Source organism: Devosia sp. 1635 (assembly GCF_013185955.1).
In the GTDB taxonomy this organism is placed as follows: Bacteria; Pseudomonadota; Alphaproteobacteria; order Rhizobiales; family Devosiaceae; genus Devosia.
The window spans coordinates 1,300,916-1,315,931 of sequence record NZ_JABAOM010000001.1 but is presented as its reverse complement, the minus strand read 5'-3'; the positions used below and the strand labels follow the sequence as shown (position 1 = coordinate 1,315,931).

Sequence of the window (15,016 nt, the reverse complement as noted above, 5' to 3'; positions counted from 1 at the left end):
TCTCTTAGAAAAATGCATCGCCGCACCGGTGCTTGATCCTTGACCAGGGATAGGCTGGGCAATGCCTCGGAAGCGCTATGCTCAAGCGCAATTGCGAAATCACATCAGATCGGCGCCTCATCCGGCTCGTTTGCCCAGACGTTCGGTTCGGACTCGACCAGAGGCCGCAGCTTCTGACGATTGTATAACCAAACCTTCATCTCATCCGGCTCGAAAGCTGGGGTAATTCGATGGCGTGAGAGTACCGATTGGACCTGCTTGAAATGCAGGCCGGTGGATTTGACCAAGCCGCCAAGGCAGACATACCGTCGGTTGAAATCGTCGACGCTCGTTCGGAGAACCACTGGAACCTTTCGACGCGCGTTCCGACTAAATTCCGTTGCCGTAATGAGGATGCCAGCAGCAACAAGCGGTTCGATCGCGAGGGGACTGAGACCGGGAATCAGGGAAGGGAGATCCGACCTAAGGCAATTTACAAGGACGGGTTCTGTTCTCACCCGTTCAATCAATTCATCTGCGTCAAGCAGCAAAGCGGAGTAGCCCGAGCGCCCGGCAAGTCGACCTTTCCAAGTCAGGGTGCCATCGAAAACCGAAGTCAACACAGTCTCAAGGCTGGCGCCGGCTACATGTCTGCAATCCATTACCGGCAACTGACGATCCGTTGGAGCGGCAACGTCCTCCGCACCGGCGAACATTCTTTCCAACATGCTGTCGACGTCATTAAGGGAAAACCGGTGTTTGGCGTGCGGCGTATTTTCGGACTGGGTAGCGGTGGGCAACGCACCAACTTTGCGCAAGGCATTAAGGTGAAGCCGCGGAATGGCGAAGCGTCTCGACACCTCCGGACCGCTGATGGCCCCCTTCAACTTATCAAGCATCGCTTTGACGTCGCCAGAGGATACCGTCACTCGATGGTTACGCAAATTATCGTCAAAGGCGGCTGGCGCGAGCCCCTTGCGGTCGAAAATGCGCCTGATGGTCCGATCGTGAACACCGGATTGTTTGGCAGCGGACCGGACAGTGACAACGCCGGGGTCAGCAATGGCTACACCCAGCACATCGGATCCAGGTTCGAGAGGCATGGTCCTGTTAGCAAAATTGCGAACAAGATCGCGGATCCGGCTAAAATCCTCGTCTTCGAGCGTGCGCATCAAAAACTTGTAGGCGTAGCCATATGTGTCGTGGACGCCCCAAAACCCCCGAGTCTCACGTTGCCCTTCGTTCAGGCGCGCGAGCAGTTCTTCAAGTGCCGGCGCTCCCTGAAATGCAATGTTGAAGCCAGCGTTGCCGGCTTCTGCCCAATCGCGTTCGGTAAGTTGCGAGGTTCGCACCTTTGGCGAATGAAGCGCGGAGATACCAAGCGCCTCACACCATTCGGCGGCAACATAAAACGGAAACTGATCCAACCAGTTCGCGGGATCTTTCTGACCACCCAACCTGGCAGCCATCCAGGTCTGGAAAGGTGAAGGGGCCGCTCGTTCAGCGACAGATCGATAGTGCTCGATATCGCTGATAAAGGTCGCGATGGTTTCGCTGAAATCGAACGGTTCGAAGCGTCGCCGAACCGGCGTCGTGTTGGCGAGATACACTTCGTGGGTATCGCACGACCTGAAATGGCCGACAGTCCATTCCAGCCGCAACCATGGACGAGCTCCGACAGGGCCCGGGAAGGTCTTAATGTCCTCGGCAACACAATGAGGGCAGAAGCGGAAGAACGTACGGTTGACCCCGCGATAGCCGACAATCTCATCGCCGAGAGTGTGAAACCCTTTACGCTCCAGCGCTACGGGCGTGAAGCGAAGGAGTTCTGAAGGTTCTGCTCCTCCAAGCTGAGCAAGTTCGACGACTTGCTGACGTTCACCTCGATCAACAGATCTCGGAAGAATTCTCATATCCCGCAGGAAGGTATTCATCGGACGTCCGTTGACCGCAGCGAGGCGAGAGGCGAAACCTGCTGCAGGCTCACGGTTTTGTAGTGAGTGCCGTAGCCCTAGGGCGCTAATGGCCGTCACTTCGCTTTCCCGATCATCTTTTCCTTTTCGATGATGTAGTAACCGGGCCGAAGGCTGGCCCATCCATCCGAGAGGAACGGATTCATATCGTCACGCCCGCGGGCATGCGAATGGTAGAGGTATGCTTTTGCAAAGTGCTCGCGGATCAACTCGCTGGTTGCTGCCATCGCGCACTCCTGGATGCCCGACAGCGTGATCTCGACAGTTCGGCCGAACTGGTAGTTGGCGGCATGTGCGATGCGCTCCGGAACATCCGACGTGATCAGAGCCTCGCAGTTGAATTCAGCTTCTTTACAAAGCTGTCGTATGATCTTTTCAACTAGGAAGCGCTCTTGATTCATGTCGATTGCAGGTAGCTCGACGCTGAAGTTGCGCCTTTCGGCCTGCTCGTCACTCACCAGCAAGTCGTTGGTCTCTGGCATACCGGACAGAATGAAGCGCATGGGCCATTCTGGGTCGTTCATGAGACCCTTTAATGAGCTATCCAGCTTCTCCCTCTCAAATGCGCTCTTGAGCAGATGCTGCGTTTCGTCGATGTGGATAACAAAGATGCCACGCATCGCTAGCTCAGCAGGTAACATCGGCCAAACATCACTTTCGGCAATCTTTCGGCGCGCGGTATAGCCAGCTTTGTGCAGAATGTCGTTTCCCAGATTGGCTAGCGACGAACGACCATCAAGACTGACCGAGACGTAGGGGAGGAAGGTGCCCATTTCCATTTACGTCTTTGTCTGATGACATCCAGCGCAAGTGCTGATCAACCCGATCGTCATGTATATCTGGATAGAGAAGCCGTCGGCGGACGGCTGCGGCGCTCAGATCACGCCACAGCTCCATCGCTTAGCAAAACCACACTGTTAGGTGTGAGCTGGCTGCCGCCGTCGATACTCAGAATGCCCAGAGAGACCATGTGCAGCACCGCCGAGAAGGGCTCCGGATGTTGAATGGCGCATGCACAATCCATGAGCGAACTCTGTCCACCTGCTTCGATCATGTGAACAAGGATTGTCATCCTGTCTTCAATGCTCACTTCGACCCCGAATGCTTCTTCGATTGCGCGAGCTACGCTGAGGCGAGGTTGCCGTTGTATTGCGGCTTCTGGAACGAGGAAACAACTCCTGCCCGCAGCGTTTGCCATCTCCTTGAGCTCGACCAACTCAGATTTCCGGGTGTGCCAAACATGAGACGGAGGGCACACCATTGTGTGTCTCCTGTTTCCGACGGAAATACGAAGGATTGCAAGATCATCCGGCGAAAAGCCCTTCGCGCGAGCGAAGCTTTCGGTCAGATCATCATCGCCCAGGTATTCTGCGCGTGGATGGACCGATACAAGAGTTGCAGCGTTCCGACGCAATCGCCGGACGGTGATGCTGCGATCAACGGACTTGTCAGATGGGCAGACGTGCAGGCCTAGCCCACGGGTGACCGCAAGTGACATTACGAATACTCCTGGTGGGGCGAGCTGTCGCTCGCATTGGCAATGGGTGGTCAAGTCGCACCGGCGGGTCATCGCCCGTCGATACCATTTGCTCCCGGGAGTCTTGGACCCGTCCCCCTGGCGAAGTCGCCGTAAGCTCGCAGTATTACTATGGCACAATTCAACCAAAATTGCAACCACTTTGCCGCTTTTCGGCAAAGTATGGTTAATGGCGACGATTATGAATTCCTTGACCGAATCTGTCGCCCACCAGACAATTGTTTGGTCTAGGAAATATTGCATTGATCACCAGCAGCCAGTGTAGGGCTGCGCGGGCCTTTTTGGATTGGTCTCAAGACGAGCTCGCGCGAAAAGCCAGTGTGACTGTCCGCACCATTCGTTCATTCGAGAGGGGCTCGGCGCCGTATGTCAGCACGCTGGAGGCGATTCATGACGCTCTTGTTAGGGCGGGGATTGCATTTACCAACGACGACACCGGTGTCGGTGTGACCATGCGTCACCCTGAGCCATGAGAGTGCCAGAGTTCGCTATTGAATAGCCCCTAGATTTGTAGACGCCTTCTTCCCTAATTTTGAGGCAAGGAGGCCTGCATGGGCAAAAGCAATTTCACTGACGAGTTCAGGCGCGATGCGGTGCGTCAGATCACCGAGCGGGGCTATCCGGTTTCGGAGGTTTCGAAGCGTTTGGGGGTGAGTGCCCACTCGCTTTATGAGTGGCGCAAGAAGTATGGCGGGGCGATCGACAAGGGCGATGAACAGTCCGAAGAGATCCGGCGGCTCAAGCGCGAACTGGTGCAGGTCACCGAGGAGCGCGACATCCTAAAAAAAGCGGCCGCGTACTTCGCCAGGGATGCAAAGTGAGGTACGCGTTCGTTGCGGAGCATCGTCAGCAGTTCTCGGTGCGCACCATGTGTCGGTGCCTGCGCATCCACCCCAGCGGCTTTTATGCGTGGATCAAAACGCCATTGAGCAAACGGGCCCAGGAAGACATCCGTCAGACCCGGCTGATCGTGGACGCCTGGAGCCAGAGCGGCAAAGTCTATGGCTACCGCAAGCTGCATGACGACCTGCTTGATCAGGGCGAGACCAGTTGTGCCAACCGCATCGCCCGCCTGGCCAGACTGGCTGGGGTCAAGGCCCAGATCGGTTATCGGCGCCGAGCTGGCACCTATGGCGGCAAACCATCGGTGGTGATCGACAACACCCTGAACCGGCAGTTCGACGTCGCTGCACCCGATACCGCCTGGGTGACCGACATCACCTATATCAGGACCACGGAGGGCTTTGCCTATCTGGCCGTGGTCATCGATCTGTTCTCGCGCCGCGTCATCGGTTGGTCATTGCAAAGCCGGCAGACCAGCGAGGTCGTCTTGCAGGCTCTTCACATGGCGGTCTGGCGCCGCAAGCCACACAACACGGTGCTGGTCCATTCTGACCAGGGCTCCCAGTTCACCAGCATGGACTGGGCCAGCTTCCTGCGGCACCACAATCTGGTTCACTCAATGAGCCGGCGCGGAAACTGCCACGACAATGCTGTAGCTGAGAGCTTCTTCAATCTGCTCAAGCGCGAGAGGATCAGGCGCCGCACCTATCGAACGCGGCACGAAGCCCGCCAGGATGTGTTCGATTACATCGAGATGTTCTACAATCCGACCCGTAAGCATGTCCGCAACGGCATGCTATCGCCCGTCGAGTTCGAGAAACGGCACCAAATCTAACCCCGAAGGTGTCTACAGGACGTGGGGCTATTCAGTCTCTAATCGTCCGCTGGTCAGCATGGCCACCCGGTTGGCAGGCCCACCTCCCCATGGCTACGATAGATCTTTCGAGGCGTGAGTTAGAAACAGGCGTTCTGACTTGTCGCGGAAGGTACGAGGCTTATCTTCGAACTGAATGCGAAGGTCTGGATCCTCAAGCTTGCTGAAAACCACCTCACTCAACCGGACATTGCCCAAGATCATTCCCTCGACACAGGTCCGGGCCTGCTCGTAGCGTGATGCCGAGTTCACCGTTTCGCCAAGCAGAGTGTAGGCAATACGATCCTTTCCTCCGAAGTCACCAATGACCACGGGTCCCAAGTGCAGGCCGATCCGGATATCAAGAGACAAGCCTTCTTGAAGAACGATGGCCTTGATGCGCTCGACGGATGCCAATGCTGCTCTGACGGCCCGGGGAACACGGTCCTGGGTACGGTGTTCATCAGGAATGCGCCAGAACGCCATCAACCCGTCACCCATGAACTTGTCGATTTCACCGTCAGCCCCGTGGATTTCTTCCACCTGGATTTCCATGAAACGTCGGATTTGCTCTGCTGCATCGGACGGCTTCAATTCTCGGGAGAAAGTCGAGAAGCCGGCAAGGTCACTGAACCACAGAAGCGCTGTGGTCATGTCAGGCTCGATATGTTGGCTTTCGAATGCTCCATTAACGGCCATCAGACCGTCTTCGCAGACGAAGCGCTTCAGCACCTGATCAAGAGAGACGTTCTCTTTGAGCAGCAAGGCCCGCTGCTCCGTGGCCTCAATCAGTTTGTCCGACAGAACTGCGGCCACAGCCTCAAGCCACAGAACGCGATGCTCCGGCTGCATTTGATCGATCTTTGACCGATCGATCTGCCAAAGCTTTGCGGTCATGTCGGCCTTAATTCCGGTCGAGCGTCGAGCTTCGCCCGGACGATGAAAAGCAATCTCACCAACAACATCGCCTTTGTGACGACGTGTGATCTTACTTCCTTCGCCAATCACCACAGTTCCCTCGTCCACAATCCAAAGACACTCCGCCACCTCATCTGCGTGGCAAATCACGTCTCCATCGTTGTACCGGCGGAGATGCTTGACGGTGCCAATCGCTTCAAGGAGCTTCAGAGGATCCTCTGCGTACTTTGCAGCGAACATCTCAAGACCGGTGGCAGTGTTCATTTTCGTTGTGCCTCAAGCCGTCTGGCTGCACGCAAAGGGCAGCTGATCATTGTTCCGCAGCAAGCCATTTGCTCGTTCGTGCGGACGTTTTCCCAAAACCTGTCCAGGGAGATAGCTCGCAAGCGCTCATTCTGGAGAAGTTCGAGCAAACTGTTTTTAGCGCAGCACTCACCCCGAAGAATGTGCCTGCCTGCGCGGGTGCATCCTACCGGACAAGGAGCTCTGCCATTGATGACATGCATCCCATCGCCACTCAGAAGGCTGGTCGTCCATGAAGGCTTTCCAAGCAGCGCAAGCTCATATTCTTCTGACACGCCAAGCTTGGCAGCAGCGTCCAAAGCACGACGATGGTAGTGCCCCGCCTGTCCATGATCGAGTTCCATCGTTCGCGGCCAGCGCCCGGTTGATGAAGCTACTCCCTGCAGGCGAAGAAACTGAGAAAGGTTACTCCACCAGTCCCGAGCACCCTTGACATCCTTCACAAGGTGACCGGCGCTCAAGCCCAGACAGAAATAACCGTTCGGCATGATGTGCCGATTGTAGCAGACTTTCGGCAGCTTTTCCCCGAGGCGTGTTTCCCTGGCGTAAACTGCCTCACCGATCTGTTCTATGGTGACAGAATATTCCTTGTCCTTGGCCGCGGTCTCGTCGACAACTACACAAACGCCATCAACAGATCCGTTTCCGCGGCCGCTTACGCTGTACCAGTTCGGTGCGTGATCCATCAGAAGCGAGAGGCAGGACACTCAAAGCTCCATGTGGCCGCGAAATTCAGGACGATCCTCTTGTGCTGCAGCTTTGGCGACCATTGGAGCGCTCATCAGCAACACCGAGGCGGCGGCATAGTCCAACCCCGATTGACGTCCGTTGCGATCGAACAGCTTTTTCACACGGTAAGACGCCGTGGCCAGCGCTCGAGAGCCGAGCGCAGTCTCATCCCCATCGAGCTCCGACTGCAAACGTTCGGACTCCGAAACCGCTTTGCTGGTGGCACAACGAACTGAAAGATCGCCACGGGTGCCCAGACGACTTACCGGCGTATTGCCGTACTCCAAGCCGATAGCCAGTCCAAGATTGCTGATGCCAGGGAGCTTGGACTGGCATAGCACGAAACTGGACCGCATGGCGCCGGCGCAAAGAACTGCCGCCTGGACGGTCGCTGCAGGATCCGTCTCTTTCAAACTGCCCTCAGCAATCAACCCATGGAGGCAGTCCCCAATGAAGCGTACTTTCCGGCCTTTGAAATCATCCTTGAGGACTGCCGCCAACTCCTTGCGGATCACATGCAGGTTGGAGACCAACTCCTTCACCTTGCCCGTTTCGATGCAGCGTTGAACATACGCTGTGAACCCGTCGATATCGGCGAAGAGCGACAGCATTTCCATGTAGATGGTGTTGCTCGGCATCAGCTCCGAATACTTGATCGTGGATAGTGGCGGTTGATGACGATGAAAGCGGAACTCGGCAGCACGCACTTGAGGCTCGACAGACATCCTGACGTTCTCGGCCATCGCTTCAATCTGCCGATCTGGCATTGAGCGTGTCACGAGATGCGTCGCTGCACTGTCCTGCAAGAAGGCGAAACGCTTCTGAGCCGCAAGGTCACCCAAGCGAGACATTCCAACAACGGTACGAACCCGATCGCTCGGGTAGATACCTGCTTCTTCACCATCAGCGAGCTTGGCAGCATAGTTCGCCGGATTACCAAGGAACAAGGGTTCTGGCTCATCGCCTCGACCAGAATTCACCGCAACTGCCATACCTGTGTCGATGCCAATGCGAACACGGGTTTTGAACTCACCCCCTAGCACCTTATCGCCCGTCACCTCGATCATGCGCTTCATGGCCAAAGCGAAGTCCAAGGCTCGCTTGATGCGATCCAGCTCATTCACCTTGCCTGGCGGTGTAGCAATAACCGCATGGAGCCGTGGACCATGATAGTCGACACGCTGTGCCTGGTAGTTCGCCACGACCTGATCGGAAGCTGAGTAATGGGTATGCAGGAACTGTAGAGCACGCATATAGCGCTCTTCGCGCTCGCGTTGCGTATCGGTCAGCACGGAGTGGTAGTCCAGCAGTTGGACGTACACATGCACGCCGTCGACCAAGACAGCCTGGCTGGGCGGGATGCGGACGATCGGAGAGTAGTTGCCGATAGACTGCCCCTTCATCACCCGAGACTGAACTTCGCGCTCATAGGCTTTCAAAGGTGTCGACGCTAACTGCACTCTCAGGGACGGTGCCCAGAAAATCATCGATGCGCTTCTCGGCGCGACTTCTGTTCCAAGTCATAATTCACTCCAAACTTGTAAAGGCACACGACCGTGGGTTCGCCATTTGTTCCTTGTGTCACTTAGCGGCGAGACCGTTCTCGCCGCTAAGTAGGATTTCTTTAGCCCCCTGCGTGTTACCGCGATTTCTCGGCCGACCCGCTCGGGGGAAGAACTATCGGCCAGAGAGGGAAAGACACTGGCTGATAGAGGAAAAACTATGAGTCACGTCACAATTGGCTCCTCGACCACAACTTAGCTTATTCACCAACAATGCCTTGTGGATCGTTCGACAGGGCAGAACATTGGTTCAAAGGGCAGAATTTTGCGAAGTTCACCAGCGGCCGACTAACCCTCAGCTACAACCAGTCGTCGTACCGCAGGTATCACACTTCAAACATGTGCCGTTTCGGACCATCGTGAAGTTGTGGCACTCGGTGCATTGGTCGCCGGTATAGCCTTTCATCTGGGCTTCGGCGCGGAGCACGCCCGTGTCCTTGGACGGGGGCGGGGTTGGGATGGGGTGGAGCTCGGCGGCGTTGAGGGCAGTCGGGGTCGGGTCGATCTTGAGGGCCGTGGCCGAGCGCAGCGTGGTCACCGTCGAGGCGGAGGCTGCCGGCGCCGCGTAGTGCGCGGCCTGGGCGGTGGGGACCAGCATCAGCGAGGCGTTCTGCGTGCGGCCACGGGTCATGCCGCGGGACACGAACTTTTCGGCTGGAACCGGTGCCGGGCTGGCGGAAGCCGAGGGGCGCGCATGGTGTTCCTCATCAACGCCACCGGAAAGCGAGGTGGGGCTGTCGGGGTTCACATGGGCCAGGTCGTCGCGGTCGAGATAGGAAACGGCGAGTTCGCGGAACACGTAATCGAGGATCGACGTCGCGTTCTTGATCCGGTCATTGCCCATGACCATGCCAGCGGGCTCGAAGCGGGTGAAGGTGAAGGCCTCCACATATTCGTCCAGCGGTACGCCATATTGCAGGCCCAGCGAAATGGCGATGGCGAAGTTGTTCATCATGGCACGGAAGGCGGCGCCTTCCTTGTGCATGTCGATGAAGATTTCGCCCAGGCGACCATCGTCATATTCGCCGGTGCGCACATAAACCTTGTGGCCACCGACCACGGCCTTCTGGGTGTAGCCCTTGCGGCGATCGGGCATCTTTTCGCGCGAGCGCACTTCCACTTCGCGCTCGATGATGCGCTCGACGATCTTTTCGGCGATCGCGGGGACGCGGGCATCGGCGTTCATGGCGACAAGGTTCTCGACGTGATCCTCGTCCTCATCCTCGTCGGCTGCGGCGAGCACGGAGGAGTTGAGCGGCTGGGAGAGCTTGGAGCCATCGCGATAGAGCGCATTTGCCTTGAGCGCCAGGCGCCAGGACAGCATATAGGCCTGCTTGGCGTCCTCCACGGTCGCGTCATTGGGCATGTTGATGGTCTTGGAAATGGCGCCCGAGATAAAGGGCTGGGCCGCCGCCATCATCAGGATATGCGAGTCAACCGACAGGTAGCGCTTGCCGATCTTGCCGCAGGGGGTGGCGCAATCGAACACGGGCAGATGCTGGTCCTTGAGGTGCGGCGCGCCTTCGAGGGTCATGGCGCCGCAAACATGGATATTGGCGGCCTCGATGTCCTTTTTGGAAAAACCAAGGAAGGGCAGCAGCTCGAACGAGAAGTCGTTCATCTGCTCTTCGGTGACGCCGAGCGACTTGAGGAAATCGACACCCAGGGTCCACTGGTTGAAGATGAACTTGATGTCGAAGGCGGATGCGGTCGCAGCGTTGAGCGCGGCGATCTTGTCATCGGTGAAACCCTTGGCGCGCAGCGTCGATGGGTTGACGCCCGGTGCCTGGTTCAGGTTGCCGTGGCCCACGGCATAGGCTTCCATTTCGGCAATCTGGGATTCCGAATAGCCGAGGGTGCGCAGGGCCGGGGGCACGGCACGGTTGATGATCTTGAAGTAGCCGCCGCCAGCGAGCTTCTTGAACTTCACCAGGGCGAAATCGGGCTCGATGCCGGTGGTGTCGCAATCCATGACAAGGCCGATCGTACCGGTGGGGGCGATCACGGAAACCTGGGCGTTGCGATAGCCATGGGCTTGGCCGAGTGCGAGGGCATTGTCCCAGGCGAGCTTGGCGCGCTCGCTGAGGTTGGCGTCAATCAGCGAGGCATGATCGAGCGGCACGGGGGTGATGGAGAGACCCTCATAGCCCTCGGCATTGCCATGGGCGGCGTTGCGATGGTTGCGGATGACGCGCAGCATATGGGGGGCGTTGCGCTTGTAGTCCTTGAAGGGGCCGAGCTCCTTGGCCATCTCGGCCGAGGTGGCGTAGGCGACGCCGGTCAGGATGGCGGTGACGGCACCGGCAATGGCACGGCCTTCGGCGGAGTCATAGGGAATGCCCGAGGTCATCAGGAAGCCACCGATATTGGCGTAGCCGATGCCCAGCGTGCGGTATTCGAACGAGCGTTCCGCAATGGAGCGCGAGGGGAACTGCGCCATCATCACCGAGATTTCGAGCACAATGGTCCAAAGGCGGACGGTGTGCTCATAGGCCGAGGTGTTGAACGAGCTATCGGGGTTGCGATAGGGCAGCAGGTTCACCGAAGCGAGATTGCACGCGGTGTCGTCGAGGAACATGTATTCCGAGCACGGATTGGACGCGTTGATCGGGCCGGCCGCGGGCGAGGTGTGCCACTCATTGATGGTGGTGTGGTACTGGATGCCAGGATCGGCCGAAGCCCAGGCGGCATAGCCGACCTGTTCCCACAGATCGCGCGCCTTGAGGGTCTTGGTGACCTTGCCATCCTTGCGAGCGGTCAGGTTCCAGTCGCCATCGGTTTCGACCGCCTTGAGGAAGTCGTCGGTGACGCGCACGGAATTGTTGGAGTTCTGGCCCGACACGGTCAGGTAAGCCTCGGAATCCCAATCGGTGTCGTAGATGGGGAATTCGAGATCGGTATAGCCCTGCTTGGCGAACTGGATGACGCGGTAGATGTAGTTCTCGGGCACCAGCGCCTTTTTGGCGGCGCGCACTTCGCGCTTGAGGGCGGGGTTGAGGGTCACGTCAAAGCAATCGTCACCATTGCCTTCGCAATTGACGCAGGCCTTCATGATGGCCTTGAGGTGCTTGGAGACGGTCTTGGAGCCGGTCACGAGCGCCGCGACCTTCTGTTCTTCCTTGACCTTCCAGTTGATATATTCCTCGATATCGGGGTGATCGATATCGATCACCACCATCTTGGCGGCGCGACGGGTGGTGCCGCCCGACTTGATGGCGCCGGCAGCACGGTCACCGATCTTGAGGAAGCTCATCAGGCCAGAAGAACGGCCGCCGCCGGAAAGCTTTTCGCCACCGCCACGGAGCTTGGAGAAGTTGGTGCCGGTGCCCGAGCCATATTTGAAGAGGCGCGCTTCACGCACCCAAAGATCCATGATGCCGTTGTCATTGACGAGGTCGTCGTTGACCGACTGGATAAAACAGGCATGCGGCTGGGGATGTTCGTAGGAGCTCCTGGACTGCACGAGCTTGTGGGTGAAGGGATCAACATAGAAGTGGCCCTGGCCGGGACCATCGATGCCATAGGCCCAGTGCAGGCCGGTGTTGAACCATTGCGGCGAGTTGGGGGCGACGCGCTGGGTGGCGAGCATGTAGCAGAGCTCGTCAAAAAAGGCGCGGGCATCGTCCTCGCTGTCGAAATAGCCGCCCTTCCAGCCCCAATAGGTCCAGGTGCCGGCAAGGCGATCAAAGACTTGGCGCGAGTCCATTTCCGAGCCGAAGCGTTCGGCTTCCGGCAGCTTGGCGAGCGCGGCTTCGTCAGGGACGGAGCGCCACAGCCAGGACGGAACGGAGTTTTCCTCAACCTTCTTGAGCGCACGGGCTACGCCGGCCTTGCGGAAGTACTTCTGCGCAATAATGTCGGCAGCGACCTGGCTCCAGGTTGCGGGAATCGCGATGTTCTCGAGCTTGAAAACGACCGAGCCATCCGGGTTGCGAATCTCGCTCGTGGCGGAGCGGAATTCGATTGACGCGTAGCGGTCCTCGGCGGCGGCAGTGAAACGGCGATCGATCTTCATGGTGGCCTCGATTGATGCGGTTTGAGACTGGCGAGCTTAGTGGCCAGACTCCGGTGTTGGGTCATCGATACCATCTCCCGCGAAGCTGTCGACGGGAGAAAATTCGCTAGAGCTTGTGCGTGAGCTGCTGGCACTGATCTATATATAGTACCAGCCTGTGAAAAACGAGGAAAACCGGGGGTTCGCGAAACCGTTATCAAATCGTTAATGGATGATGATAAGGACGCCGCGTTCGGGCTCGATTGAGCGAATAGTCAGGAGTCCTAAGGGCTTACCGAAATGCCGGCTGGCTGCGACTCTGGACCGCACGGGAGTCAATGGCAAAAAATCGAGCTGTGCGGAGCAGGGGGGGCCTTGTGTTTGCCGAGCGTTCTTGTTCCCCGCACGAAACCCTAGTGTCGCCATATGCAGCATGGTAAAGGCACTGCAGCCCCAACGCGGGCACAAGACTGATGTGGAACGCCCGATGAAAGACTTTCTCCTTGAGATTTTCCGTTGGTGGCACGGCCAGACCTGGGGCACCAGGCTGTGGCTGAAGCGGCACGGCGAGTTCGTGGGAACGGACCAGTTCGGCAACCGCTACTACAAGGACAAGAAGAGCAATCGGCGCTACGTGACCTATAACGGGCCAGCCGATGCCTCGAACATTCCCCCAGGCTGGTATGGCTGGATGCACGGGCGCACGGACCTGCCGCCCACCCAAGACACCTACACCCCCCATGCCTGGGAAAAGCCGCACCAGCGCAACATGACCGGCACGGCCGAGGCTTACCGTCCCGATGGCAGCCTGCTCAAATCGGGCGAGCGTCCCCGGGTGACGGGTGACTATGAAGCCTGGTCGCCTGAATAGGCCGAGACTTTGCGCTTCACTGATTTAGAGCCACTGCGCCTTTGGCGCCGAATCGCCGTGCTCGGCACCATTCTGGTGCTCGCCGTGCCAGGGTCGGCCGTCGCCCAGCCCATCGCCAATCCGGTCGCGACCTTTGCCGGGCTCGACAAGATCACCGGGCGCATCACGCGCTTTGACGTTTATGTCGACGAAACCGTGCTGTTCGGCGCGCTCGAGATCACGCCGCGCGTTTGCTACAACCGGGCGCCAACCGAAACCCAGCAACGCACCTCCGCATTCTTGGAAGTGGAGCAGCGCAGCCTGCAGGGCGTGAGCAAGCGCATTTTCACCGGCTGGATGTTTGCAGACAGCCCGGCGCTCAACGCCGTGGACCATGCGGTTTATGATGTTTGGCTGGTGGAGTGCAAAACCTCCACCGATGTACCGCCGCCGGACGCGCGCTAAGATAAAATTCCCCTGGGCTGCAATTCTTGTGGCGGGCCTGTCGGCTTGGCAGGTCCACGCGCGTCCTGTTCCTGATCAAACCAGGAGAACACGATGCTGAGCTTGCCCCAGATCGTTGAACGGCCTGAACAGGCCTATGCCTATCTACCGTTCCGGGTCCGAATGGATGAGATGAAACTCCCGGCCGACCAGGGATTTCCGAAGCTGTTCGGTTTTCTAGGCGAACAGGGCATCGCCCCCAGCTCTGCGCCCTTTTACAATTATCGCCGCATCAACATGGCCGAGACCCTCGATGTCGAGGCTGGCGTGCCCGTGGCGCAGCCCGGGCAGGAGGCAGATGGCGTAAGGTTCGGCGTGTTGCCGGCGGGGCGCTATGTGACCCTGGACTGGCACGGCCACTACGATGCACTCGAGCAGGTAACGGCCATGCTGATCGGCTGGACGAGGTTGGTGGGCCTCGAGTTCGACATGGTCGAGAAAGCCGAAGGGGATCATTTCGCCTGTCGGCTAGAGATCTACGAGACCGATCCGAGCGAGGTCCCCAACCCGGAGGATTGGGTGACCACGCTGGCGTTTAAGCTCAAGCCCTGACAGTAGTTTCGATGCTGCTGTGGCGGGCAGTCAGCAGGGGGATCACGATCTCCATTACGCCGATCAGCACATGGGGCCACCAGATCCGATCGGCGAAGCCGAACAACCATGGCGAAGCTGCCAGCAGCAGACCGCTGGCAATGTCGAGGCCCAGATGCACCGGCATGGGGATGAGCTTGGCAATACTCAGCTCGTAGCGGGTGAGCAGGCTGTAGATGAGCGCGGTAACGCCCAAGATCATCGGCACCCATTGGGCCGCCGTTCCATCGGCAAAGCCGAGAATATAGGGCGCGAGGATCAGAACAATAGCGACGATATAGTCGATGACGCCATGGACGCGAGTTGGAATCATGGTCAGTTCTCCGGTTGTTTGGCGTCAACTGGAGCGGGGGACCTAAGTTCCGCAAGCAGCGCAGCGC

General features: G+C 58.2%; 13 protein-coding genes. 5 read left to right on the top strand and 8 right to left on the bottom strand.

From position 1 onward, the window contains the following. Positions 1-104: 104 nt before the first annotated feature. The 3 genes from HRU92_RS06645 to HRU92_RS06635 form a co-directional block, all read right to left on the bottom strand. Positions 105-2,075, bottom strand: coding sequence for a TniQ family protein (locus HRU92_RS06645; protein ID WP_248306969.1), 1,971 nt, complete (start codon positions 2,073-2,075; stop codon positions 105-107). Next, positions 2,009-2,731, bottom strand: a complete 723-nt coding sequence (locus tag HRU92_RS06640) for a TniB family NTP-binding protein (protein ID WP_173087820.1) — start codon at positions 2,729-2,731, stop codon at positions 2,009-2,011. Before HRU92_RS06640 ends, HRU92_RS06645 begins: the two co-directional genes overlap by 67 nt. A 101-nt stretch (positions 2,732-2,832) precedes the next feature. Continuing rightward, positions 2,833-3,450, bottom strand: coding sequence for a hypothetical protein (locus HRU92_RS06635; RefSeq protein WP_173087818.1), 618 nt, complete (start codon positions 3,448-3,450; stop codon positions 2,833-2,835). Positions 3,451-3,707: 257 nt separating this feature from the next. On the opposite strand from HRU92_RS06635, the gene HRU92_RS06630 reads away from it, so the two are divergent. Then, on the top strand, positions 3,708-3,962 hold the full coding sequence (locus tag HRU92_RS06630) for a helix-turn-helix transcriptional regulator (RefSeq protein ID WP_349236862.1): 255 nt from the start codon (positions 3,708-3,710) through the stop codon (positions 3,960-3,962). Positions 3,963-4,040: 78 nt separating this feature from the next. Next, positions 4,041-5,167, top strand: a protein-coding gene (locus tag HRU92_RS06625; protein WP_248306968.1) for an IS3 family transposase whose coding sequence is annotated in 2 segments (ribosomal slippage) — positions 4,041-4,284 and positions 4,284-5,167 — 1,128 coding nt in all. Because the reading frame shifts where the segments join, the coding sequence is not laid out codon by codon here. A 93-nt stretch (positions 5,168-5,260) separates the two neighbouring features. Here the strand turns inward: HRU92_RS06625 and HRU92_RS06620 are convergent. The 4 genes from HRU92_RS06620 to HRU92_RS06605 form a co-directional block, all read right to left on the bottom strand. After that, positions 5,261-6,367 carry an adenylate/guanylate cyclase domain-containing protein gene (locus HRU92_RS06620; RefSeq protein WP_173087814.1) on the bottom strand — a complete coding sequence of 369 codons (1,107 nt, stop codon included), beginning with the start codon at positions 6,365-6,367 and terminating at the stop codon, positions 5,261-5,263. Beyond that, on the bottom strand, positions 6,364-7,113 hold the full coding sequence (locus tag HRU92_RS06615) for an E2 domain-containing protein (protein ID WP_173087812.1): 750 nt from the start codon (positions 7,111-7,113) through the stop codon (positions 6,364-6,366). The genes HRU92_RS06620 and HRU92_RS06615 overlap by 4 nt, the downstream gene beginning before the upstream one ends. Continuing rightward, positions 7,114-8,622 (bottom strand): adenylate/guanylate cyclase domain-containing protein, encoded by a 1,509-nt coding sequence (locus HRU92_RS06610; protein WP_173087810.1) that lies wholly within the window; start codon positions 8,620-8,622, stop codon positions 7,114-7,116. 370 nt (positions 8,623-8,992) lie between these two features. Further along, positions 8,993-12,712 carry a vitamin B12-dependent ribonucleotide reductase gene (locus HRU92_RS06605; RefSeq protein ID WP_172123429.1) on the bottom strand — a complete coding sequence of 1,240 codons (3,720 nt, stop codon included), beginning with the start codon at positions 12,710-12,712 and terminating at the stop codon, positions 8,993-8,995. A 466-nt stretch (positions 12,713-13,178) separates the two neighbouring features. Here HRU92_RS06605 and HRU92_RS06600 point away from each other — a divergent pair, with 466 nt between their 5' ends. From HRU92_RS06600 to HRU92_RS06590, 3 genes are all read left to right on the top strand, one after another. Beyond that, complete coding sequence (locus HRU92_RS06600; RefSeq protein ID WP_172123428.1) at positions 13,179-13,562, top strand: NADH:ubiquinone oxidoreductase subunit NDUFA12; 384 nt, start codon at positions 13,179-13,181, stop codon at positions 13,560-13,562. Positions 13,563-13,595: 33 nt separating this feature from the next. Further along, positions 13,596-14,006: a DUF2155 domain-containing protein gene (locus HRU92_RS06595; RefSeq protein ID WP_210259501.1), complete on the top strand. Its 411-nt coding sequence runs from the start codon at positions 13,596-13,598 to the stop codon at positions 14,004-14,006. A 93-nt stretch (positions 14,007-14,099) separates the two neighbouring features. Next, the gene (locus tag HRU92_RS06590; RefSeq protein WP_164854814.1) at positions 14,100-14,597 is read left to right on the top strand and encodes a GyrI-like domain-containing protein; all 498 of its coding nucleotides are present in this window, start codon (positions 14,100-14,102) and stop codon (positions 14,595-14,597) included. On the opposite strand, the gene HRU92_RS06585 is transcribed toward HRU92_RS06590, so the two are convergent. Then, positions 14,587-14,949, bottom strand: a complete 363-nt coding sequence (locus HRU92_RS06585) for an SPW repeat protein (RefSeq protein ID WP_172123426.1) — start codon at positions 14,947-14,949, stop codon at positions 14,587-14,589. The two genes, HRU92_RS06590 and HRU92_RS06585, sit on opposite strands and share 11 nt — an antisense overlap. Between the last annotated feature and the right edge of the window lie 67 nt (positions 14,950-15,016).